The sequence below is a fragment of the Marivita sp. NO-S04 genome, assembly GCF_059070475.1.
The window spans coordinates 2,112,014-2,132,724 of sequence record NZ_CM180980.1 but is presented as its reverse complement, the minus strand read 5'-3'; the positions used below and the strand labels follow the sequence as shown (position 1 = coordinate 2,132,724).

Annotated in this window: 23 protein-coding genes; 2 read left to right on the top strand and 21 right to left on the bottom strand. The window is 59.9% G+C overall.

The features are described 5' to 3' along the window. Positions 1 to 41: 41 nt before the first annotated feature. From ACK3EW_RS11060 to ACK3EW_RS11050, 3 genes are all read right to left on the bottom strand, one after another. Positions 42 to 683: a protein-L-isoaspartate(D-aspartate) O-methyltransferase gene (locus ACK3EW_RS11060; RefSeq protein ID WP_493809605.1), complete on the bottom strand. Its 642-nt coding sequence runs from the start codon at positions 681 to 683 to the stop codon at positions 42 to 44. Further along, entirely contained in the window at positions 683 to 1,468 is a 786-nt protein-coding gene (surE, locus tag ACK3EW_RS11055; protein ID WP_493809604.1) for a 5'/3'-nucleotidase SurE, read from the bottom strand. Before surE ends, ACK3EW_RS11060 begins: the two co-directional genes overlap by 1 nt. 129 nt (positions 1,469 to 1,597) lie before the next feature. Next, complete coding sequence (locus ACK3EW_RS11050) at positions 1,598 to 2,254, bottom strand: SDR family oxidoreductase (RefSeq protein WP_493809603.1); 657 nt, start codon at positions 2,252 to 2,254, stop codon at positions 1,598 to 1,600. A gap of 111 nt (positions 2,255 to 2,365) precedes the next feature. Here ACK3EW_RS11050 and ACK3EW_RS11045 point away from each other — a divergent pair, with 111 nt between their 5' ends. Then, a complete protein-coding gene (locus ACK3EW_RS11045; RefSeq protein ID WP_493809602.1) occupies positions 2,366 to 2,923 on the top strand; it encodes a biotin transporter BioY in 558 nt (185 codons plus the stop codon). A gap of 133 nt (positions 2,924 to 3,056) precedes the next feature. On the opposite strand, the gene ACK3EW_RS11040 is transcribed toward ACK3EW_RS11045, so the two are convergent. The 9 genes from ACK3EW_RS11040 to ACK3EW_RS11000 form a co-directional block, all read right to left on the bottom strand. Continuing rightward, complete coding sequence (locus tag ACK3EW_RS11040) at positions 3,057 to 3,323, bottom strand: amidophosphoribosyltransferase (protein WP_493809601.1); 267 nt, start codon at positions 3,321 to 3,323, stop codon at positions 3,057 to 3,059. A gap of 96 nt (positions 3,324 to 3,419) precedes the next feature. After that, positions 3,420 to 4,877 carry an amidophosphoribosyltransferase gene (gene purF / locus ACK3EW_RS11035; RefSeq protein WP_085632225.1) on the bottom strand — a complete coding sequence of 486 codons (1,458 nt, stop codon included), beginning with the start codon at positions 4,875 to 4,877 and terminating at the stop codon, positions 3,420 to 3,422. A 120-nt stretch (positions 4,878 to 4,997) separates the two neighbouring features. After that, entirely contained in the window at positions 4,998 to 5,570 is a 573-nt protein-coding gene (locus tag ACK3EW_RS11030; protein WP_493809600.1) for a CvpA family protein, read from the bottom strand. Positions 5,571 to 5,602: 32 nt separating this feature from the next. Beyond that, complete coding sequence (gene radA / locus ACK3EW_RS11025; RefSeq protein WP_085632221.1) at positions 5,603 to 6,970, bottom strand: DNA repair protein RadA; 1,368 nt, start codon at positions 6,968 to 6,970, stop codon at positions 5,603 to 5,605. 57 nt (positions 6,971 to 7,027) lie between these two features. Then, positions 7,028 to 7,873, bottom strand: coding sequence for a DNA repair protein (locus ACK3EW_RS11020; protein ID WP_493809599.1), 846 nt, complete (start codon positions 7,871 to 7,873; stop codon positions 7,028 to 7,030). 152 nt (positions 7,874 to 8,025) lie between these two features. Next, positions 8,026 to 8,466, bottom strand: a complete 441-nt coding sequence (locus ACK3EW_RS11015) for a paraquat-inducible protein A (protein ID WP_493809598.1) — start codon at positions 8,464 to 8,466, stop codon at positions 8,026 to 8,028. 3 nt (positions 8,467 to 8,469) lie between these two features. Continuing rightward, entirely contained in the window at positions 8,470 to 8,856 is a 387-nt protein-coding gene (locus ACK3EW_RS11010; RefSeq protein ID WP_493809597.1) for a hypothetical protein, read from the bottom strand. 13 nt (positions 8,857 to 8,869) lie between these two features. Further along, positions 8,870 to 9,907 carry an alanine racemase gene (gene alr / locus ACK3EW_RS11005; RefSeq protein ID WP_493809596.1) on the bottom strand — a complete coding sequence of 346 codons (1,038 nt, stop codon included), beginning with the start codon at positions 9,905 to 9,907 and terminating at the stop codon, positions 8,870 to 8,872. A 115-nt stretch (positions 9,908 to 10,022) separates the two neighbouring features. Next, on the bottom strand, positions 10,023 to 11,513 hold the full coding sequence (locus tag ACK3EW_RS11000) for a replicative DNA helicase (RefSeq protein ID WP_439119965.1): 1,491 nt from the start codon (positions 11,511 to 11,513) through the stop codon (positions 10,023 to 10,025). A 267-nt stretch (positions 11,514 to 11,780) separates the two neighbouring features. On the opposite strand from ACK3EW_RS11000, the gene ACK3EW_RS10995 reads away from it, so the two are divergent. Beyond that, positions 11,781 to 12,500 (top strand): vWA domain-containing protein, encoded by a 720-nt coding sequence (locus ACK3EW_RS10995; protein ID WP_493809595.1) that lies wholly within the window; start codon positions 11,781 to 11,783, stop codon positions 12,498 to 12,500. On the opposite strand, the gene ACK3EW_RS10990 is transcribed toward ACK3EW_RS10995, so the two are convergent. The 9 genes from ACK3EW_RS10990 to ACK3EW_RS10950 all read right to left on the bottom strand — a co-directional run bounded on the left by ACK3EW_RS10990 (position 12,463) and on the right by ACK3EW_RS10950 (position 20,620). Further along, entirely contained in the window at positions 12,463 to 13,137 is a 675-nt protein-coding gene (locus ACK3EW_RS10990; protein ID WP_493809594.1) for an orotate phosphoribosyltransferase, read from the bottom strand. The two genes, ACK3EW_RS10995 and ACK3EW_RS10990, sit on opposite strands and share 38 nt — an antisense overlap. A 110-nt stretch (positions 13,138 to 13,247) precedes the next feature. Next, the gene (locus ACK3EW_RS10985) at positions 13,248 to 14,285 is read right to left on the bottom strand and encodes a PucR family transcriptional regulator (protein WP_493809593.1); all 1,038 of its coding nucleotides are present in this window, start codon (positions 14,283 to 14,285) and stop codon (positions 13,248 to 13,250) included. Next, a complete protein-coding gene (locus ACK3EW_RS10980; RefSeq protein ID WP_493809592.1) occupies positions 14,282 to 15,724 on the bottom strand; it encodes a PucC family protein in 1,443 nt (480 codons plus the stop codon). Before ACK3EW_RS10980 ends, ACK3EW_RS10985 begins: the two co-directional genes overlap by 4 nt. Before the next feature lie 109 nt (positions 15,725 to 15,833). Further along, positions 15,834 to 16,154 (bottom strand): light-harvesting protein, encoded by a 321-nt coding sequence (locus tag ACK3EW_RS10975; RefSeq protein WP_085632203.1) that lies wholly within the window; start codon positions 16,152 to 16,154, stop codon positions 15,834 to 15,836. A 12-nt stretch (positions 16,155 to 16,166) separates the two neighbouring features. Continuing rightward, positions 16,167 to 16,325, bottom strand: coding sequence for a light-harvesting antenna LH1, beta subunit (pufB, locus tag ACK3EW_RS10970; RefSeq protein ID WP_085632201.1), 159 nt, complete (start codon positions 16,323 to 16,325; stop codon positions 16,167 to 16,169). Between the two features lie 389 nt (positions 16,326 to 16,714). Beyond that, positions 16,715 to 17,119: a DUF6647 family protein gene (locus ACK3EW_RS10965; RefSeq protein WP_493809591.1), complete on the bottom strand. Its 405-nt coding sequence runs from the start codon at positions 17,117 to 17,119 to the stop codon at positions 16,715 to 16,717. Between the two features lie 309 nt (positions 17,120 to 17,428). Continuing rightward, positions 17,429 to 18,469 carry a dihydroorotase gene (gene pyrC / locus ACK3EW_RS10960; RefSeq protein WP_493809590.1) on the bottom strand — a complete coding sequence of 347 codons (1,041 nt, stop codon included), beginning with the start codon at positions 18,467 to 18,469 and terminating at the stop codon, positions 17,429 to 17,431. Positions 18,470 to 18,515: 46 nt separating this feature from the next. Continuing rightward, complete coding sequence (locus ACK3EW_RS10955; RefSeq protein ID WP_493809589.1) at positions 18,516 to 19,463, bottom strand: phosphoadenosine phosphosulfate reductase; 948 nt, start codon at positions 19,461 to 19,463, stop codon at positions 18,516 to 18,518. 101 nt (positions 19,464 to 19,564) lie between these two features. Further along, positions 19,565 to 20,620, bottom strand: a complete 1,056-nt coding sequence (locus tag ACK3EW_RS10950; protein WP_493809588.1) for a glycosyltransferase family 2 protein — start codon at positions 20,618 to 20,620, stop codon at positions 19,565 to 19,567. Between the last annotated feature and the right edge of the window lie 91 nt (positions 20,621 to 20,711).

Genomic DNA, 20,711 nt, shown 5'->3' with positions numbered 1-20,711 from the left:
CGCCGGTTGTGCCCCGGTCGTCATGCGCCACTATGCCTTGATTACCCGTCGCGGGCTACCCCTTCGACCAAGGGCACAAAGCGAACAGGCCTCAATTCATCGTAATCCAGCCCTTCCGGCGTGCGCCTGACCCGGATCAGATGCTGCACGGCATCCGATTGCCCCACAGGCAGCACCATGATGCCGCCGACTTTCAATTGCGCCAAAAGCGGCCCTGGCGGGTCTTCAGCGGCGGCGGTCACAAGGATACGATCAAATGGCGCTTGGTCGGGCAGGCCGAAACTGCCATCCGCTGTAAAAGCAGTGACGTTTGTCAGGCCCAACTTGTCGAACACCTCGCGCGCGTCGCGGACAAGCCGGGGATGGCGGTCCACGGTATAGACCCGGCGCGCCAACTGGCTCAGGATCGCAGCTTGGTAGCCTGATCCTGTGCCGACTTCGAGCACCGTATCGCGCGGGCTGATCTCGAGCGCTTGTGTCATCAATCCCACCACTGACGGCTGGCTGATGGTCTGGCCGCAGGCAATGGGCAAGGGCATGTCTTCGTAAGCACGTTCAGCGAAATAGCCACGAATGAAGGGCGCGCGGTCGACCTGCTCCATCGCCGTCAACACAGCGGCGTTGGTCACACCGCGCGACCGGAGCGCATAAAGGAACTGCATCTTGAGTTCCGCGTCTTCCATCAAAGAAAGGCGTCCTGCATCGCGCCCAGCTGATCGGACGCGGTGAGGTCAGCACGCATTGGAGTAACGCTGATAAAGCCCGCAAGGTTTTCGGACGCATCGCTGCCCGGCGCTGTAGGGGCACGTTGGTCTCCGCCCTTAATCCAGAGAAAGCGACGGCCCGACGGCGAATTGTGCGGCTCCACTGAAAAACGCGTACCCGCGCGAATGCCTTGCGGCGTGATCCGCGTGCCTTTCACGTCCGCTGCAGGCACGGGCGGGAAGTTCACGTTGTAGAACAGGCGGTAGCCGGTCTGGTCTTCAGGGTCGTGGGCAAGAATCCGCCGGACCACCTCGGCGCCATGGATGCGGGCGGCCTCGAACGGGTCATCGGTCTGCGCGTTGTCTGGGCCGTAATATTGCGACAGCGCAATCGCCGGGATACCCTGCAACGCCGCTTCCATCGCGCCACCCAGAGTGCCGGAGTAGAGCGCGTTCTCGGCCGAGTTGTTGCCCCGGTTGACGCCGGACAGCACAAGATCGGGAGGGCAATCGACCATCACGTCGTGCAGGCCAGCCAAGACGCAATCCGCCGGGCTGCCTTCGGCGGCAAAGCGGCGGTCGCCCATTTCGCTGACCATCATCGGGTGGGTGTAGCTGATGCAATGCCCAACGCCAGATTGTTCAAAGGCTGGGGCGACTGTCCAGACCTCGCCCGAGGGGCCAGCCAGTTCATGGGCGATTTCGCCGAGTACTTTCAGCCCCGGTGCATTGATCCCGTCGTCGTTGGTAATAAGTATGCGCATCTGCTCTGCCTTGCTTTTGTTCTGAATAGGCCAAGCCCTGCCCTGCGGCAAGCATCCGCCGTTTTGGTCGGGGCACGGGTTTCGCGTTGACGCAAAATCGCGGATGTGGTGACGCATCCGGCTCCCGGATCACCGGGCGAGAATTTCCGGCAACAATCGCGCAGCTTCATCCTTCGGCAAAGCCAGCGCGCTGCGGTCTTCGCCGGGAAAGAAACGTGCCCGCAGATGGGTGACCATCGGCTGCGGCGTCAGAATCTTTACCTTTGGTCCGATCGACGCGGTTTCTGCCTGCCACGACTTGGCAAGACTGATCTGCGCGGCTTTGGTGGTGCCGTAATGGCCAAAGAATTTTTCTCCGCCATGGGTGTCGTCGAAGAACACCGCACTGCCGTCGCGTTTGAGCAGTGGCGCGATATAAGGAACCAGATGGGACATCGCATCTAGATTGATCGACACCGATTTTTTCCAATCTTTCTGGTCGAGATGATCGACCGGGGACAGCGGGCCAGCATGAATTGCCGTATGCACCCACAGTGCGATCTGACCCCAGCGGTCATGTACCGATCGGCAGAGCTGCGCCATCGCGTCCGCCTTGGTGATGTCCATTGGTGCCAGTGTTGCACTGCCGCCTTTCGATTGGATGCGGTCATCCAGCTCTTCGAGCCCGCCCACGGTGCGCGCGACGGCGATGATGTGATGGGTGTCGGCCAGCGCCTCTGCCAATGCAAAGCCAAGACCGCGTGAGGCGCCGGTGACCAGCGCAAGGGGGCGTGATGTGTCCGTCATGTCCCGTCACATGCCTTTTTGCCGCCCCGCCCGCAAGAGGGCAGTGCTTGACTTGATGCTGCATTTGCAGAATTAACAGGGCAAGAAACAGACAAATGAGGGACACTCGCCATGACATTGACGCAAGCTGCCTTGGGCAAGACAACTCTTTTCCGCCAGGCGCTGCTCGCGCTCGGCGGCGCTGCGTTCATCGCGGTTGCCGCGCAGGTGAGCATCGGCTGGCCGGTGCCGATCACTTTGCAGACGCTGGCAATCCTGATCGTTGGCCTGACCTTCGGCTCGCGCCTCGCACTGGTGACAATGATTGCCTATCTTGGCTATGGCGCGATGGGCTTGCCGGTGTTTGCCAATGGCGGCTCGGTGGCGTCGTTGGTCGGTCCAACCGCGGGCTTCCTTTACGGTTTTGTCGCGATGGCGTGGCTGGCGGGTCTGGCAGTTGAAAAGGGCATCGCGCGCGGCGTGGTCTCGACGGCGCTTGTAGGCATTGCTCTTTCGGCACTGATCTACCTTCCGGGACTTGCGTGGCCTGCAGCGATGCTGGGCAAGACGATGCCCGAGCTTTGGACGAGCTGGATGGCACCGTTCCTGCTGGGTGACGCGATCAAGGCAGTGATTGCTGCGCTGGTTGTAACCGGCGCGTGGAAAGGGCTTTCGGGTCGCAAAGCCTGAGATTTTACCAACCGGTAAAAAATAACCCCCGTCGAGTAATCGGCGGGGGTTTTTCTTTGTGAGAAGGAATTTGGGAGCGCTGCCACCGTCGCGCAGGCGAGATTCCCCGGAGGTATTCACGAAACGAAGAAGATCAGGAGGTCGGTGCAGGCATTTCAAGCCAGTGTGCGGTCCCGTTGCGGGCGAGTGCCACGCGGCCATCTTCGATGGCGACAACCGTCTGGCCGTTCACCGAGTCACCGCGTGACACGGTGGCGGTTGTGCCGCCACGCAGTTTCAGCAGCGCTTGCAGATCGGTTTCCGATCCGAATGTGCCAAGCAGGGTTAGCGCGCCACCGAGATCGTTGGTGGTCTGCGTCGCCTCTTTGGCAACGAGTGGTGGGGTGGTCTCTTGTGCCATGGGTCACGGTCTGTTGTTTCGCTCACCCGCCACATGGGCAGGTTTGCGGGCGAAGAACAGAGGGCAGTTTGTGCCTGCGCGGAAGGCTGCCGAGCGTTACTCGGCGGCCTTCATCTGAAACCCTTTTTCCATCATGTCGGACGGTTTCACGGGGTACTCGCCCGAAAAACACGCGTCGCAATATTGCGGCGATTTGGGGTCACGGCCAGACGCTTCGCCCACCGCGCGGTAAAGCCCGTCGAGCGAAATGAACTTGAGGCTGTCGACGCCCAAGTGATCGCGCATTTCGTCTTCGGACATGGTTGCAGCCAGCAGCTTTTCGCGTTGCGGTGTGTCGACACCGTAAAAGCAAGGCCATGCGGTGGGGGGAGAGGCGATGCGGAAGTGCACCTCGGCGGCACCGGCATCAAGGATCATTTCCTTGATCTTGCGGCTGGTGGTGCCGCGCACCACGCTGTCGTCGACCAGTACCACGCGCTTGCCCTTTATCAGGGCGCGGTTGACGTTGAGCTTGAGGCGCACACCCATGTTGCGGATCTGCTCTGTCGGCTCAATGAAGGTGCGGCCCATATACTGGTTGCGGATGATCCCCATACCGTAGGGAATGCCGCTCTCGTGGGCATAGCCTATGGCAGCAGGGGTGCCGCTGTCGGGCACCGGGCAGACCAGATCGGCGTCCACGGGTGTTTCACGGGCCAGTTCCACACCGATCTGGCGGCGGGTCTCATAGACCGAGCGGTCGCCGATAATGCTGTCGGGGCGCGAGAAATAAACATGCTCGAAGATGCAGAAGCGCGATTTCTGTGGACGGAAGGGGCGGATCGATTCGACGCCGTGTTCGGCGGTGATGACGACCATTTCACCGGGGTCGATCTCGCGTACATATTCCGCACCGATGATGTCGAGCGCACAGGTTTCCGAGCTGAGTGCCCAGCCATCGCCGATTTTGCCCAGCACCAGCGGGCGCACACCCAATGGGTCGCGGACGCCGATCAGCTTGGTGCGGGTCATCGCCACAACAGAGAAGGCACCTTCGACACGACGCAGCGCGTCTTCCATCCGTTCGGGGATATTGCGTTGCAGCGAGCGGGCCATCAGGTGGATGATGCATTCGCTGTCGCTTGAGCTTTGGAAGATCGAACCGCGTTCGATCAGTTCTTTGCGCAGGGCGATGGCATTGGTGATGTTGCCGTTGTGGGCGATTGCTGCGCCGCCCATTGAGAATTCACCAAAGAAGGGCTGCACATCGCGGATCTGTGTCTGCCCCTTGGACCCGGCGGTGGAATAGCGCACATGGCCGATGGCCAGTTCGCCGGGGAGGGTCTCCATCAGCTTTTGGCTGGTGAAGTTGTCACGCACATAGCCAAAGCGACGGGCGCTGTTGAAGCCGTGGTCTGGATGGTGGCTGACGATACCGCCAGCTTCTTGTCCGCGATGTTGCAACGCATGCAGACCAAGGGCGACAAAGTTCGCCGCATCGGTAACACCGACCACGCCGAAGATACCGCATTCTTCTTTCAGCTTGTCGTCGTCAAAGGGATGGGCGGGAGGCATCTGGGTGTCGGACAAATCGGTACTCCGAATCCGTGGCAACAGAGGATGCCCCCTCTTAAGCGCCATGAAGGCCAGTGTCACGAAACTATCATGGTTCCGCGACAGGTTGACTGATGTTTCTCAGGTGTCGCTGTCGGAAGGTGCATCGCAGACGCCAACCAGTGCTTCGTATTGCGCGGTGATCCAGCCCAAAGCCTGTTCGGGGTTCTGCTCTTCGATCTGGCCGGTGAAGCGGCTGAACACCACGGCGGACCGGCTGTCGTCGATCATCGTGATGTCCTGCGAGGTCACAACGACCTGATAGACAAAGAACGCCACCGCCACGAGCAGGATGCCACGCGCCACTCCGAACAGGAACCCAAGCGCCTGATCGACGCCGCCCAAGGCCGAGCGTTGCACGATGGTGGAAAAGAGCGGGGTGAAGAACGACATGATCACGAGCGCCACAGTAAAGACGGCAGCAAAGCCCGCAATAACGCTAAGTTCGCAACTGCCCGTCAGAAAGTCGCCGAGTACCGGGATCTCGGTCATCAGGGGGCGGACCTGTGGACCGAACATGAAGCCAAGAATCGCCGCAGCAATCCAGCCGAGAATGGCCATGGCTTCGCGGACGATACCACGCGAATAAGCCAGAAGCGCAGACAGAACGATGACGACGGCAACCACGCCGTCAATAATGGTGAACCCTTCCATCGGTCCCTTGCCCTTCTTTTCTACGGATGGCGCTACCCTGCGCCGAACACATCACCAACAAAGCTTGCCAAAGCGTCAATCTCGGTTGCCGCGATCCCATCGCGGGGCACCGATTTTCCACCCTTTGGCACTATCGCGGCGGTAAAACCAAGTTTTTGTGCTTCTTTCAACCGATTTTCAGTTTGTCCCACAGGGCGCAGCGCGCCGGACAGGCTGATTTCTCCGAAAACCACCGTTTCGGCGGGCAGGGCAATGTCCTCGCGGGCCGAGAGCAAAGCTGCGGCAACAGCAAGGTCGGCTGCAGGTTCGCTGACCTTCATGCCACCTGCAACGTTGAGATAAACATCCAATCCGGCGAAAGGAATGCCGCAGCGGGCCTCCAACACGGCAAGGATCATCGCAAGGCGTCCACCATCCCAACCGACGACCGACCGCCGCGGTTGGCTGTGTGGCGTGGGGGCCACAAGCGCCTGAAATTCAACCAAAACCGGACGTGTGCCTTCGATCCCGGCAAAAACGGCAGATCCGGGGGATGGATCACCGCGTTCGCTGAGAAACAGAGCCGAGGGATTCGCGACCTCGGCCAATCCACTGCCGGTCATCTCAAAGACGCCGATTTCGTCCGCCGGACCAAAGCGGTTCTTGACCGCGCGCAGGATGCGGAACTGGTGGCCGCGTTCGCCTTCGAAATAAAGCACGGTATCAACCATGTGTTCGACCACGCGGGGACCTGCAATCTGACCGTCTTTTGTGACATGGCCGACAAGGATCACCGATGTGCCACGCCGCTTGGCAAAGCTGGTCAGTTCGTGCGCCGAGGCGCGTACTTGCGACACGCTGCCTGGGGCAGAGGCGACATTGTCCGCCCACATTGTCTGGATCGAGTCGATGATCGCCAGATCCGGCTTTTCGTTTTCAAGTGTCGTCAGGATGTCGCGCAGGTTGGTTTCGGTCGCCAGTTTGACTGGCGCTTCTCGCAGGCCAAGACGGGCCGCGCGCATCCGCACCTGTGCGCTGGCCTCTTCGCCCGAGATGTAGATAACCTTGAGGCCTGCGTTGGCAAAGGCCGCAGCCGCTTGCAACAGGAGGGTCGATTTGCCAATGCCGGGATCGCCACCCACCAGAAGCGCGGACGCGGGTACAAGTCCGCCGCCCAGAACGCGGTCAAGCTCATCCAGCTTTGAAATTGTACGGGGCGGTGGGGCCTCATGGCCGGACAGATCACTCAGGGGCAAGGACCGGCCTTTGGAAGCACCCAGCGTTTTGGATGCGGGACCGGCGGCCAGAGGCACTTCTTCGACGATAGAATTCCATTCGCCGCACGCATCACATCGGCCCGACCATTTTGTGGTCGTGCTTCCACAGGATTGGCAGACAAAGGTTGCGCTCGATTTCGCCATGACGATGCTTGTGACCCAAGCCGTGCGGGCCTGCAAGCGGTGGCTGCAGCGCGTTGGTTATTCGGCAGCGCGCCGCGCGAGCAGGGCCACGATCCGGTTGTCGTCATTGTCGGGGAAGTCAGGCGGTTCGTCCCATTGGTCCAAGATGTCCGGCGGGTTTGCGACCGTGCGGGCGGGCATCGTTGGGGGCGCATCCGCGCTGAAGAGTTCGGGCAGGATATCGGTAAGTTCTGACTGCAGGCGATCCAGTTGCGCCTTTGCGACGTCTTCCTCCAGTTCGACCTTATCGATCCAAACCCGCATTTCGGCTGCAGTGGCCTTGGCCGCGTCGAGCCTTGTGTTGAAATCTTCGATCTCTTGCTGCCGCTGGATCAGAAAATCGCGGGCGCGGTTGATGCTGCTGTCGGAATAGGTGGTCGCGAGATCGCGGGAGATGTGGCTCATCTGGCTGGCAATCTCAAGAACCGAGGGTTCCAGTTCCGCCAGATCAGGATGGTCGCGCAGATAGGCCATACGCTCGCGGACCGAATCGAATTCCGATTTCAGCTTGAACACGCCTTGGCGGTCAGCGGCATGGGATACACGATAGGCGCGGGCGACGTCCTCCATGCCGATGTGAAACCGGCGATGCGAGGTTTCAAGCGCCATGATCCGCGCGTTGGCGGGCAGGAAAGCGCACAATCCAAGCAAAAGCGCAGAAAGACCGATTTGCACAACCTGTCCGGTCTGAGGGTAGTCGACACCCCCAAATGTAGCGGTCATTTCCAACCAAGGCGCATAGCCAAAGCTGCAGGCAAGTGTGTATCCCAATGCCCCAAGTCCAAGCAGGGCCACTGCCATAAACATCAAACGCTGCATCATCCAACCCGTTGAGACAACGAGCGACCGCATCGCACCAAGCATCAGATACCCCCAGTAACCATCCAAACATCGGCAACATCGGCGACTTTATGCCGAACCCTGTTCTGGACATACTGTTTTTTAACGATTTTTCCGACTGGCCGCGCAGATGTGAACAATTGGCATCAATCTACCGGATTGTTTCCGGCACGCGATCAATCTGCGCTGCGACGTGTTTCTGCGATGCTGATCAGCAGTGACGCAAGAATGCAGGCGGTGAACAGGTACAGCCCCCAAGCTGTTTCGATCCGGCCGATCCCGATGCCTTTGACGATGGTGATATAAAGGGCAATCAGGAACACATCGGCCATCGCCAGCTTACCCATCAACGCCAATGCGGGTAGAACGCTTCGGCTGAGCAGTTGGAATTGAACCAGTGCCAGACCAACAGTCTTCATATATGGGGCGACCAGCGCAAAGCCAGTGACGATCAGGGCCAGAACTATATCGGTTCCCCAAAGCGCCTGCAGACTGGTCAGAACGCTGATTTCGCTGAGGCCGAACAAGGGCAGCAGACCTGCGCGCATCAGTGGTGCCACCCATGCCACCGGGTAAAGCACCAGCAGCATAAGGTTGATCCACTTAAGCGTTGTCATCGCTCAGACGCGGGTCGCAAGCCAGAGGCCAAGAAAGGCCAGAACGCCGACAATGTGCAGAACGTCGATCCAGCGCCACCGTCGTTGCGGAAGCACCAAGCTGAGCGCAAAGATTGCCGAGGCGACAAGCGGCAAGATCATCCCACCACCAGACGCCTGCACACGGGCGATGTCCGCGTAAAGGGGCAGGGATTGTAGGTTCAGGGCTGGGGCAAAACTGGCAAAGATCGCGGCGCTGCTGATGATCAAAGCGATCGCTGCGGGCACCCGCGCCATGCCGCGCCCTGCGATCATGCGCAGGAGGGCCAGAAGCCCGAGCACTTCGAAGAAGACGAAGCGCTGGACGAAGATGAAAGCCACCAGAACGGGAGAGGGTTCGAAAAAGCTCATACCCAGAGCGCCGTCATGCGGCGATATATTTGCGGGCGTAACGCGATCCCAAAGAGGTGAGGATCTCGTAGCCGATGGTGCCTGCCGCCTCGGCCAAGGTGTCGACAGATTGGTGCCGACCCAAGAGTTCGACCGTTTCCGGAATTTCCTTGGCTGGGCCGACGTCGACACCGATCAGGTCCATCGAAATGCGCCCAACGATCTTGCAGCGGGTCTCAGCCGCCCAAACATGCGCCTTCGGTCCCATCGCGCGGATGATGCCATCTGCATAGCCTGCGGAAATCGTGGCAATTTTGCCGGGCACCCGCGCGACCCAGCTGTTGCCGTAGCCAACGGATTCGCCCGGGTTCACGTCACGCACCTGGATCACCGGGATCGACAGCGACACGACGGGATGCGCATCGATAAAGGGCAGGCCACCATAAAGACCGATGCCGGGGCGGGTCATGTCGAAATGATAGTCAGGACCAAGGATCGTACCGCCTGTCGCTGCCAGGCTGCGTGGTGCGTCGATGCCGTCGGTCATCTGACGGAAGGTCTGAAGCTGAAACTCGTTCATGCCGCGGCTGGGCTCGTCGGCGCAGGCCAGATGGCTCATTACAAGCACGGGTTTCTGGCTAAGCGCGATGTCTCGCAGAGCGGACCACTCGGCAGGTTCCATCCCCAGACGATTCATGCCGCTGTCCAATTGGATGCCGAACGGGTGACCTGGCAGCGTCTCGACATGGCGCAGCATTTGGTCAATGGAATTGATCATCGGGACAAGGTTGGCATCACGCAACAGGGCCGCATCGCCCTGCATATGTCCGCCGAAGACGCAGATCGTCGGGCCTGGCCCAAGCGCCTCTCGAACGGTGACGCCTTCTTCGGCCTGCGCGACAAAGAATGTGCGTGCCCCGGCATCTGCCAGCGCTGCCGCCACTTGCGCCGCGCCAAGCCCATAAGCGTTTGCCTTGACCACCGCCGCGGTCTCGCCCGCGTTCATCGCGGCCAATGCCCGCCAGTTGGCGCAAATCGCACCCAAATCAATCGTTAGAACAGACTGTGCCATGCGCGGTGTTTGTGCGTGTCGCAGCGGTGGGTCAAGCGTGAAAAATCCGATAGCGGCGTTTGCCGGTCAACTGAGGCGGAATTGGCAACGCCCGCAGTCCGACCAAGGCTCCGCGTCAGACGTCTTCTGCGCCCTGTTGCCACGGCTTGATGAGGTTTCCAAAGCGGGTGAAGCGGCCTTCGAAGCTGAGTTCAACTGTGCCGATAGGGCCGTGACGCTGCTTGCCGATGATTACTTCGGCGCGACCATGCAGGCGCTCCATCTCGTCCTGCCAAGCGGCCATCTTTTCCAGATCGTGCTCGCCGGGTTTCTCGCGTTCCTTGTAGTATTCTTCGCGAAACACGAACATGACGACGTCGGCGTCCTGCTCGATCGAGCCCGATTCCCGAAGGTCGGACAATTGCGGGCGTTTGTCTTCGCGGCTTTCCACCTGTCGCGACAACTGCGACAGCGCGATCACAGGGATGTCGAGTTCTTTGGCGATGGCCTTGAGCCCCTGTGAGATCTCGGAGATCTCGTTCACACGGTTGTCACCCTTGCCGGTGCCTTTGACCAGCTGAAGGTAGTCGATGATCAGCACGTCAAGCCCATGCGTCCGCTTCAGACGGCGGGCGCGGGCAGCCAACTGGCTGATCGGCAAAGCGGGTGTGTCGTCGATGAACAGCGGGCAGGCTTCAAGCGATTTCGCGGCGTCTACAAAGCGACGGAATTCGGTTTCCGTCATGTCGCCGCGGCGGATCTGCTCTGAGGGCACTTCGGCGGCTTCTGACAGAATACGCGCGGCCAACTGCTCGGCGCTCATTTCAAGAGAATAAAACCCCACAACGCCACCTTCGATCGTGCCTTCGGTGCCATCGGGTCGGGTGCCTTTGCGATACGCCTTGGCGATGTTGAAAGCGATGTTGGTGGCCAATGAGGTTTTGCCCATCGACGGGCGTCCGGCAAGGATCAGAAGGTCGGATCGGTGCAAGCCACCCAGTTTGCGGTCCATGTCGACCAGTCCGGTGGACACGCCGGCCAACCCGCCTTCGCGCTGGTAGGCAGCATTGGCCACGTTAACTGCGTCGGTGACGGCCTTTAGAAAACTTTGAAACCCGCTTTCGCTGCGCCCTTGTTCGGCCATCTTGTAGAGTGCTTGTTCGGCCTCGACGATCTGTTCACGCGGTCCCGACGTGATATCGACCTTGGCGGCCCGGGCACTGATATCGCGACCCAGCGAGATGAGGTCGCGGCGTACCGCGAGATCGTAGATCATTTGCGCATAGTCGCGCACGGCGAACGAGCTGATCGCCGCTCCTGCGAGGCGCGCAAGATAAGTGGGGCCGCCCAGTTCCTTCAGGCCTTCGTCATCTTCCATGAAGGCCTTGAGCGTCACCGGCGATGCAAGGTTGTTTTTGGCAATCCGCGCAGAGGCGATCTCGAAGATGCGCGCGTGAACCGGGTCAAAGAAATGCTGGGGTCCGATGATCGAAGCAATGCGATCGAACACATCGTTGTTGGTCAGGATCGCACCAAGCAATTGCTGTTCGGCCTCGACCGAGTGCGGCATCGTTTCGGGGTTCTGGATCTCGGCGCCGGTCGGATTGAATGTCGTGATCTCGTTCATGTCGTTCCCCCTAATGCACCCGGGACCGAGGTAGCGATATGTCCGGCGAAGGGCAAAATGTATATCCTGTGGAAAAGCTGTGTGCGGGCTGGGTGTGCCCTATCTTGCGCGATACGCACCTAGCGCGTCAACATCTGGTGGTGTTGCCGACTCGCTGTGACCAAGGAAACACGCAGCAAGTTTCTGGTGCATGGCGTTACACAACGTTTACAGACGGGCATTGCGCGTGCGAGCCTTGATAGGACGCTTCAGAAAGGTGCTGCGAACATGAAACCGATTCTAACCGCTTTGGTTGTGTTGGGCGCAGGACTTGTCCCGGCTCATGCACAAGAGACCTGCACACGCGACGCTATGGTGGTGTTCGACGGCTCGGGCTCGATGGCCGAGATGGGTTTCAACCTGTTGGACGAGCCCCGCATCTTCGACGCCCGTCGGGCGGTACGCACGGTGATGCCGCAGGTGGCCCCGGCGCGGCGCTTGGGGTTGGTGACCTATGGGTTCGGGCGGCGCGAAAGCTGTGCCAGCGTCGTGGTGCGGTTCCCGCCGGAACCCGACGCGGCGGATCGGATCATCTCGGAAATCGACCGGTTGCACCCTGCGGGCGAAACGCCCCTGACCGAGGCCATTGCAGCGGCGGCAGAGGTTTTGGATTACGAAAATAAACCCGGCGAAATCGTGCTGGTGACGGATGGCAAGGAAACCTGTGGTGGATCACCATGCCAGTTGGCTGCTGATCTGGCGGCTGGGGCGGACATGACGGTCCATGTGATCGGCTTTCGCGTGCGAGGGGAACATTTTGCTTGGCCTGACCAGCCACAGGACAGCTTTATCGAGCCCGTCGCGCGCTGCCTCGCCGACAGGACAGGGGGCATGTATGTCAATGCCGAAACGCTGGACGACCTCATTGGTGCCTTGCGCCAAACGCTGGGCTGTCAGGTTCTGAGCGAGGTTACTTCCGGGCGTCCTGCCATGCGCGGGGTGCTTTGAGGAAAGCTTCGACCTCGGTCAGGGTCTTGTCATCAAATGCGCCTTGAGCGCGGGCTTCTGCCAGCACGTCCCACCATGTGCAAAGGTGGTGCAGCTCTACACCGTGGTCTCCCAGTGTCTTGGTCGTTTCCGGGAAAATGTCGTAGTAAAAGATCACCGCCGTGTGGCCGCAGGTGGCACCGGTTTCGCGGATCGCGTCCACAAAGCTGAGTTTCGATCCACCATCGGTGGTCAGGTCTTCAACGAGCAGAACGCGCTGGCCTTCGGTCATGGCACCTTCGATGCGGGCGTTGCGACCGTATCCCTTGGGCTTTTTGCGGACATAGGTCATGGGCAGCGCCATGCGTTCGGCCACCAGTGCGGCAAAGGGAATGCCTGCTGTTTCACCGCCTGCAATGTTGTCGAAAGCCTCAAAACCAGCGTTGCGCATCACCGTGATGGTGAGGAAGTCCATGAGTGTCGACCGGATGCGTGGGAACGAGATCAGCTTGCGGCAGTCGATATAGGTGGCCGAGGGCAAGCCGGAGGCGAGGATGAACGGGTCTTCGGGTCGAAAGTTGACTGCGCCGATCTCCAGCAGCATCCGCGCGGTCAGGCGGGCGATCTCTTCGGGGGACGGGTAGGATGTGGGGATCATGGCGCGGGTCCTCGGGTGGGTTTGCGCCGCTCTAGCGGGTTTTGCCGCAGAGGAAAAGGGCGGGCGCCTGTCATGGTTGCCCGCCCTTCTGATGTCTTGGGTAACGCGCCTTAACGGCGAGTGATGGTCGGCAGCCCTAGCATCCTTGAGAAGGTCCAGCCCTGACCTTTGGTTTCTTCCCGACGCACAACAAGCGGCAGGATCATGTTCGCCATATGCGCATGTTTGGGAATTACCGATCCAGTGTAGGGCTTGCGGCGGCTTATCAGGCCGATGGGGAAGTTTGCCATCCGCGCATGCCGCGAGAAGATCGACTTGTCATAGGGTTCCCGGTCGCTGAGCAGCGGAATTGGGAAGTTCGCCATTCGCGGTCCACCTGGCATCAGCGCGTTCGTGCCCTGTTTACCGTTGATCAGATGTGGGAAGGGCCAGTTGGCCATCCGCATATGGCGCGGGAAGGCGAAGCGATCCCATGGCTTGCGACGGCTGATCAGCGGGATCGGGAAGTTCGCCATCCGCGCATGGCGCGGGAAGATGGAACCGGTGAATGGTTTGCGGCGGCTGATCAGGCCAATCGGGAACGATGCCATACGCGCGTGACGCGGAAAGATCGACCCGGTGTAGGGCTTGCGATTGCTGATCAAGCCGATCGGCCAGTTCGCCATCCGACCATGACGCTCAATCGCCATGTCATCATAAGGCTTGCGGCGGCTGATGAGCGGGATCGGCCAGTCTGCCATGTGGTAATTGGTGTCTGACGGGTCTTTGCGGCGGCTCAACATGTAGGGGTGATCGCTCAGAACGCTCAGCCCACGCCCGTGCTGGTCTTTGACAAAGACGTCCTGATCGAGGTCGCCCATATCGACCGCGCCATATTCAGCGGCGACGTTGCGGGTGATCTTGGCCACACCCAGTGGTTTGTATTTGCCGCGCACCATAAGAACGGCACCGCCCGATGACATACGCGACGCATAGGCTTTGGCGGTGTCTGGCAGCACATCTGCTTTCTGCAGTCGATCGGCAACGCCTTTGGGATCATCAAAGATCCGAATGATGTCGGGGGACACCTTGTGCGCATAGACCAGTTCGCGTTTTGCGGACTGTGCCTGATCCGCGCTATCGAAGTACCGTGTGATAATCGTCGTCATGGAGCCTCCACCGGGTTGGATTGCTTTGGTGCTGCAGTGCGTGTGGCTTCTGAAAAGCCACCCCGGCCCGCGAGCGGGTAAAGAATGAGAACGGCCATCACAAGGAACGCCATCTCCATTGAGAATACTACATTGTAGGGTGTTTCGACCGAAAGACCATTGCCGTCAGCGGGCAGGGCAACAATCAGATCGCGGACCCAACCCGCCAAGGCCATGCCGATACCTGCCGCAGTCGCCTGCACGCTGCCCCACGCGCCCAGCGCAAGGCCAACTTTGTCCTTGGGGGCGGCGCGCATGGCGGCGGTCAGGGTAGAATGGCCGAACAGGCCCGCGCCGATGCCAATCATGAGTGTCCCGGCGAGAAAGGCAGGGATGCCTCCGCCGTAGGCTGAAAAGATGATTGCAGCAAAGCCGGGAATCCCGATCAAAGCGCCCGTCATCGAGGTTGCGGACGGCATTCCGCCGTTGCTCAGCGTGCGTGACGCGATCCCGAAGCCAAGCAGCGTGCCACCTGCCAAAAGGGCCGTGAGCTTGGTCGTGCTGGCGACCGAGAGGCCAAGAGCCTCACCACCATAGGGTTCGAGCAAGACATCTGCCATGCCAAAGCCGAAGGTGCCAAGAGCGATCACGATCAAAAGCCGCAGCATACCTGCGTTCTGCATGAGCTGCGCCCAAGCATCGCGGAAAGACGTGTCTGGTGCGCTGGCCATGGCTTGGGCACGAACGCGGTCGCGTGCCTCTTGCTTCCACATGGCAAGAAAGTTGAGAGCGACGGTCACAACCGCTGTCCCTTGGATCACTTGGATCAGACGGCCGGGCGAATAGCTTTCAAGCATTGTGCCATAGATGATCGCGCTAAGGACCATGCCGAACAAAAGCATCACGTACATCAGCCCCACCACTTTGGGCTGATCGGCTTCGTCGACAAGGTCCGTCGCCAAGGCGAGGCCTACGGTCTGCACCATGTGCACGCCCGCGCCGACCAGGAGGAAGGACAGTCCGGCGGAACTATACCCGATCCAGCGCGGGGCATCGAAGGCCTCGCCATAGCCGGACAGGACCAGCAGGGCGAAGGGCATTATGGCAAAGCCACCGAACTGGTACAGCGTGCCTTTCCAGATATAGGGCAGGCGGCGCAGACCCAGCGCGGATTTGTAGGTGTCGGATTTGAAACCGATCAAGGCGCGGAAGGGGGCGAAAATGATGGGAAGGGCTAGCATCGTGCCGACAAGGCTTGCCGGTACTGACAATTCAACGATCATCACGCGGTTCAACGTTCCGACCAACAGAACCAGCGCCATCCCGACGGTCACCTGGAACAGGGACAGCCGCAGCAGGCGCGATAGCGGTACGCGGTCCGACGCCACATCTGCAAACGGCAGATAGCGGGGGCCGATGGTCGCCAATCTGTGCAGAACGATGCGACGGTAGTCGAACATTCCGGAGCACCTTTTTCAAAGCCCCGGCGCCCAGTGTACGCAACGCAGGGATGAAATCCGGGAAATGCGGGCCCGGCACACCGGCCGGGTCCACAGTGCTAGGTTTTGGTCACAACTCGGGTTGCAACTGCGACGGCTGGATCAACGCTTGCGTCGAGGAGCCGTCCGGCAGGATGATTGTCACAGCAAGGCTGCCATCCGTTTGCGGCACAACAAAGCTGGCCTTCGCGGTATTGGCGCCCGGAGCAAGCATCGTTGCCGCGGCCATGTCGCCGGAGCCCAGTTCCTGGCCGGACAGGAAGTCCGCAACCCAGGATGTATTGCTGAGCACTGCGACGTGCACTGCGAAAGAGCCTACGGCAACCGCACCGAGAAACACGGGAACGCCCACCGCTGGGGGGACGACGAGCCACATTTTTGCATTATTCATTCTGTGTCTCCCTTATCCGAGCCACGGTGTGGACACGGCAACGAGAAAATGCGCCAGCAGTGCAATCGCACCGAAAACGCGTGTGCCATCAATCAGGTAGCTGTGGACTTCCTCAGCTTCCATCAAGGTCAAACCGGTCGGCCAGACCTTGCCTTCGTCGTCTGCAGACATTTTTGAACTCCTTTTAAGGGTTGGTTCGAGTTGTTTACGGAGCGCTGTGGACAAGAGCGATCTGCCCGTGTCGATCGGCCTGCGCTCCAAGAAAGCCGATCTGGAACCTTTTTGACGTCATTTTGTCCAAGTGTGTAATAAAAAACTGACAGTAGCAATTGTAATGTTAAGTTTACACACCATGCGGGTGCCAATGCAGTTGAGCTGACGCAGGGGAAATTTCGAATAATCAGGGGGTTGCGGGTGTTCACTGCAGTGCAACTTTGGTTGCGGAAAACGCACAAAGTGACGGCATATGGTGGAAATTCAGGCGAGAATCACCAAGCCGGAGGAGTAATCCGTCTAAATAAGCGCGTTACGGGTGAGTGGGGCGCTATGTGTTGGGGCGATCAGCAGCGGCTGTAGATCATGCCCCAGAAATTGCGGTTGGGCATGGGGTCGGTGGCGGCTGATTGGGTCAGGTAACGCCCCCCAAGGCTATAGGCCTCCCTTTCGCCTTGCGCCGGACACTGCCATGTATCCGCCACACCGCTTTGCCATTGGACGTGATGCACCAGTTCATGCAGCAAGACTTCGCGCCAAAGAGGGTTTTCAGTGGGTTGATCAAAAAACTCGGCATCCTGATAGACGCCGGCAGCAAGCAGATAGATCGTCCCGTGCGGCCCGTCACCCGCTGCGTAAAGCGCATTGACCCGTTCATCCACGCCGTCATCAGGCATCAGGTGCGGAACACCGGTATAGAATTCACGCGTCAACGCCTCTGGCGTCAGTTGCAGCACAATCGGGTGTGGCACGTGACCTGTGTTATAGCTGCTGTTGTGATCAATCTACTCCAGCAGGGCATCTATCAACTGCTCCATGAGAGGTCCTTTTGCTCTGATCCTCCCGTGACAACTTTAGATCACATGCGACTAAAGTCGTACCTTGGTGGCGACTAACCTGTCACCACCCATGAGCTTGCTGATTTTTCGGGCAAAGAGCGACGAAACGCCTGCGTCCTGAGCGGTGGCAGCTCAGACGGACTTCTGTTCCCAGCGGCTCGGCGCGCCATTCGCGGCTGGCACGACAATAGCTCCAAGGCAACGGCATGCTGGCAGGGATGCCTAAACGGCAACCTGCCAATGCAGCGGCATCATCGGGTCAAACACCGTGACCGGGCCGTCACCGGTGTCGATGTGATCGGGATAGGCGACCGGAGCCCCTTTGGTCAAAGTGATCGTGCTTTCATTCGCGGGCAGACTATAGAACTTTGGGCCATTCAGGCTGGTAAAGCTCTCAAGTCGGTCCAAAGCCCCATCCTGTTCGAACACCTCGGCCAGAATGGACATCGTGTTGGTCGCGGTAAAGCAGCCCGCGCAACCACAGGGCAGCAGCTTGTTCGCATCAGTATGCGGCGCGCTGTCTGTGCCAAGGAAAAAGGTCGGATCGCCACTGGTCGCGGCACGGCGCAGGGCAAGGCGGTGTTCCTCGCGCTTGGCCACGGGAAGGCAGTAATAATGCGGTTTGATCCCACCGGCGAGGATATGGTTGCGGTTGATCACAAGGTGATGCGTCGTGATTGTGGCGCCCAGTTCCGGCCCACCTTCGGCGGCATATTCGACACCCTGCATGGTCGTGATGTGCTCCATCACCACCCTAAGGCCCGGCGTTGCACGGCGGATTGGATCAAGCACCCGTTCAATGAACACCGCCTCACGATCGAAAATGTCGATGTCGCTGTCCACCACCTCGCCATGCACACAAAGGGGACAGCCGATCTCGGCCATCTTTTCCAGAACCGGGCGAACCTTGTCGAAATTGGCCACACCTGAGGCTGAATTCGTGGTGGCGCCCGCCGGATAAAGTTTGACCGCTGTGATCAGCCCGCTCGCATAGGCGCGTGCCAAATCGTCGGGGTCGGTCTCTTCGGTCAGATACAGCGTCATCAGCGGTGTAAACTGTGACCCTTCAGGCAAAGCTGCCATGATCCGGTCGCGATAGGCGGCCGCATCTGCCGCCGTGACAACAGGTGGCACAAGGTTCGGCATGATGATCGCACGGGCGAAATGGCGTGCGGTTTCAGGGGCCACGGCACGCAGCATTGCGCCATCGCGCAGGTGCAGGTGCCAGTCATCGGGCGTGCGAAGGGTCAGCGTGTCTGTCATGCCAGTCGCCTAGCACGCTCGAGGCGTCTATTCTAGGGTCCAGTTCCTAGTCGATCCCGTCTTCCACGGTGGCGTTGGCTTGGCGATAGGCCTTGAGCTTGCGACGATATCGTGGAGCACCGAACTGGTTGACGATATAGGCGCAGACCGCCTCTGCCAGATGCGGGCGGTCCTGAGATTCGAGTGTTGCAAACAGTTTCTTGCAATACAGCGCATGTGACCGGCGGTGTCGGTAAAGCTTGGCGAAAAGCGCAGTGTCGAGCGTTCCGTTCGCAGCCGCTGTCACAAGCGGTTCGATCACACCCATCTGGGTCAGGCTCTGCTGCATACCGCCACCCAGATGCCGCGCCCGGAAACGGGTGACACCCGAGCGTTGAAACAGCGCCGCATGCATCGCACCCAGCCGGTCGGCAGGATCGTAAATGACATAGGCGGCCGAGGCCGCTTCGAGCATATCCGGCGCAAAGCCGTAGCGGTCGGTAAAGTTGCTCCGACGCATGTGGACAAAACGGTCATCCCATTCTGTCAGACGCGGGTCCAGCGTGGCCTGCGGTTCCAGCGCGAAAACTGTGGCGCCGGGGGAGGCAACGGAAAAGGCACAGGCCGCATAGCCACAGGGTCCAGCGCCGAAAAAGATAACCTGTTCAAAATCGTCGAAGAACCCGTCATCGGTCATCTGGTCGAAGAACCCGTAAATCTCGCCTTCGCGAAACCATGTATCGCGGTTGCTGATCACGGTCAGGCAGGACCAATCATTGGCCTTGGCCAAGTCAAATCCGATTGGGCGCGCATCTTCGGACAGCGACTGAATCGCGGGCAGGGATTCAAAAGTGACCAGCAACGTGTCGCCTTTTTCGATAAAGGCCGCGTTGTGACGAGGGCCAAGAGGTTCGAAAAACCCACAGGTCTCGCCGATATCCCGCATCTCCTCCAGCCACTGAGCCGGGCTCAGATCGCTTAGGGAAAGTGTATACGGATCGCTTGCGTCCTGCATGGTCCACATGTCCTCATTGTCGCGCGCCTGTTGACAGGTCTGTGTTTGACTTAGGGATTAATCAAGAATTTGGGCAGAATTGAGCCAAAATGCAGGGGAGACTATGAAGTTTCTTCATCCGCCAGGGCCCCGGCTTGGGCAAACCGTGCAAGGTTCTGTGCGATTGTGTCCGGCAATGGCTGTGACGGTGGCGTCATCAGCAACCGCCCGTATAGGTCTCGGAATATGTCCTGCTCCAAAAGCCGTTCGAATCGCGCCTTGCGCCATGCTGTGGCACTGTCATGCAAGTCTGCAAGCACCGGGTCTGCCGCAAGGTCGGCCCGAATGGGCGCGGCCCGATCCCATAGATCAATCGCCGAGTGATCCTCTTCGGTGTTGAGGTTCCGCTCCACCCAGTAATCCAGCCCAAGTCGGTCTGAACTGTGGACGGCGCGGCCCCGATCAGCCTTGAGCACATAGCTTTCCACCGATCCAAGCGGATAATGATTGAGCTGCACCAACCCATGTTGCGGCATCCGGTAATCCGAGAAAATCCGCCCCGCCGCCATCTCGGGCGGCAGCGCACGGCCGTCCCCATCAAACCAGCGCGCCTCGGCAAGCCGTTCCTCCACCGGATTGCGCGGGCGGTGCACCCCAAGGTTTCGGTACGTCCGGTCATTGCGATAGAGCGTCTTGAACATTGCTGCTCGCCACGGCCAAAGCAGCGGGCGTGGGCCTGCGTGGGTGAATTGCAAAGGCACCGGTTGGTCTTTGTAGTCCACTACTCCCGCATTGCCGAAATTGCGCCAGGTCAGCGTGATCGCCGTGGCGTCCGGAAGGGCGCTGATCAACGCGGGCAGGGTGCGGTCGCCCACATGCACAGTGACGAATTCGTCGATGTCCAGCGCCACCAGCCAGTCGGCCCGCTTCACCGCGTCCGCCTTGCCGGCCAGTTTCAATCCGCTGAATTGGATGCCCCCTTTGCCAAAGGGCGGCGCGTTGCGGATGTGGGTCAGCCACCCCAACGTCTCCAGCCGGTCCAGCACAAGGTCGGTGCCATCGTCGCAGTCGTTCGACACGACAACGAAATCCGTGATGCCGATGCTGCGGTGCCAGGCCAGCCAATCGAGCAGAAACGCCGCCTCGTTGCGGACACACAGAACGGCGGTGATGGACACGGGGAACAGGGGCCTTGGCTTAGGAAAATCAACCGTCTAACTGTGTCAGGTCGCGCTGAAGGCGTCAATTCCGGCCCGTCACGTGCGACCT

What these genes read in the sequence shown, in the direction of transcription:
- ACK3EW_RS10995 (WP_493809595.1), top strand. Translation starts at nt 11,781, where the DNA reads ATGAAACCGATTCTAACCGCTTTGGTTGTGTTGGGCGCAGGACTTGTC.
- ACK3EW_RS11010 (WP_493809597.1), bottom strand. Translation starts at nt 8,856, where the DNA reads ATGAGCTTTTTCGAACCCTCTCCCGTTCTGGTGGCTTTCATCTTCGTC.
- ACK3EW_RS10980 (WP_493809592.1), bottom strand. Translation starts at nt 15,724, where the DNA reads ATGTTCGACTACCGTCGCATCGTTCTGCACAGATTGGCGACCATCGGC.
- pyrC (WP_493809590.1), bottom strand. Translation starts at nt 18,469, where the DNA reads ATGACAGACACGCTGACCCTTCGCACGCCCGATGACTGGCACCTGCAC.
- ACK3EW_RS10990 (WP_493809594.1), bottom strand. Translation starts at nt 13,137, where the DNA reads ATGATCCCCACATCCTACCCGTCCCCCGAAGAGATCGCCCGCCTGACC.
- purF (WP_085632225.1), bottom strand. Translation starts at nt 4,877, where the DNA reads ATGCCTCCCGCCCATCCCTTTGACGACGACAAGCTGAAAGAAGAATGC.
- pufB (WP_085632201.1), bottom strand. Translation starts at nt 16,325, where the DNA reads ATGTCTGCAGACGACGAAGGCAAGGTCTGGCCGACCGGTTTGACCTTG.
- ACK3EW_RS11020 (WP_493809599.1), bottom strand. Translation starts at nt 7,873, where the DNA reads ATGCTTGGTGCGATGCGGTCGCTCGTTGTCTCAACGGGTTGGATGATG.
- ACK3EW_RS11015 (WP_493809598.1), bottom strand. Translation starts at nt 8,466, where the DNA reads ATGACAACGCTTAAGTGGATCAACCTTATGCTGCTGGTGCTTTACCCG.
- ACK3EW_RS11000 (WP_439119965.1), bottom strand. Translation starts at nt 11,513, where the DNA reads ATGAACGAGATCACGACATTCAATCCGACCGGCGCCGAGATCCAGAAC.
- ACK3EW_RS11060 (WP_493809605.1), bottom strand. Translation starts at nt 683, where the DNA reads ATGGAAGACGCGGAACTCAAGATGCAGTTCCTTTATGCGCTCCGGTCG.
- ACK3EW_RS11045 (WP_493809602.1), top strand. Translation starts at nt 2,366, where the DNA reads ATGACATTGACGCAAGCTGCCTTGGGCAAGACAACTCTTTTCCGCCAG.
- ACK3EW_RS10975 (WP_085632203.1), bottom strand. Translation starts at nt 16,154, where the DNA reads ATGAATAATGCAAAAATGTGGCTCGTCGTCCCCCCAGCGGTGGGCGTT.
- ACK3EW_RS10985 (WP_493809593.1), bottom strand. Translation starts at nt 14,285, where the DNA reads ATGACGACGATTATCACACGGTACTTCGATAGCGCGGATCAGGCACAG.
- ACK3EW_RS11030 (WP_493809600.1), bottom strand. Translation starts at nt 5,570, where the DNA reads ATGGAAGGGTTCACCATTATTGACGGCGTGGTTGCCGTCGTCATCGTT.
- alr (WP_493809596.1), bottom strand. Translation starts at nt 9,907, where the DNA reads ATGGCACAGTCTGTTCTAACGATTGATTTGGGTGCGATTTGCGCCAAC.
- surE (WP_493809604.1), bottom strand. Translation starts at nt 1,468, where the DNA reads ATGCGCATACTTATTACCAACGACGACGGGATCAATGCACCGGGGCTG.
- radA (WP_085632221.1), bottom strand. Translation starts at nt 6,970, where the DNA reads ATGGCGAAATCGAGCGCAACCTTTGTCTGCCAATCCTGTGGAAGCACG.
- ACK3EW_RS10955 (WP_493809589.1), bottom strand. Translation starts at nt 19,463, where the DNA reads ATGCAGGACGCAAGCGATCCGTATACACTTTCCCTAAGCGATCTGAGC.
- ACK3EW_RS11040 (WP_493809601.1), bottom strand. Translation starts at nt 3,323, where the DNA reads ATGGCACAAGAGACCACCCCACCACTCGTTGCCAAAGAGGCGACGCAG.
- ACK3EW_RS11050 (WP_493809603.1), bottom strand. Translation starts at nt 2,254, where the DNA reads ATGACGGACACATCACGCCCCCTTGCGCTGGTCACCGGCGCCTCACGC.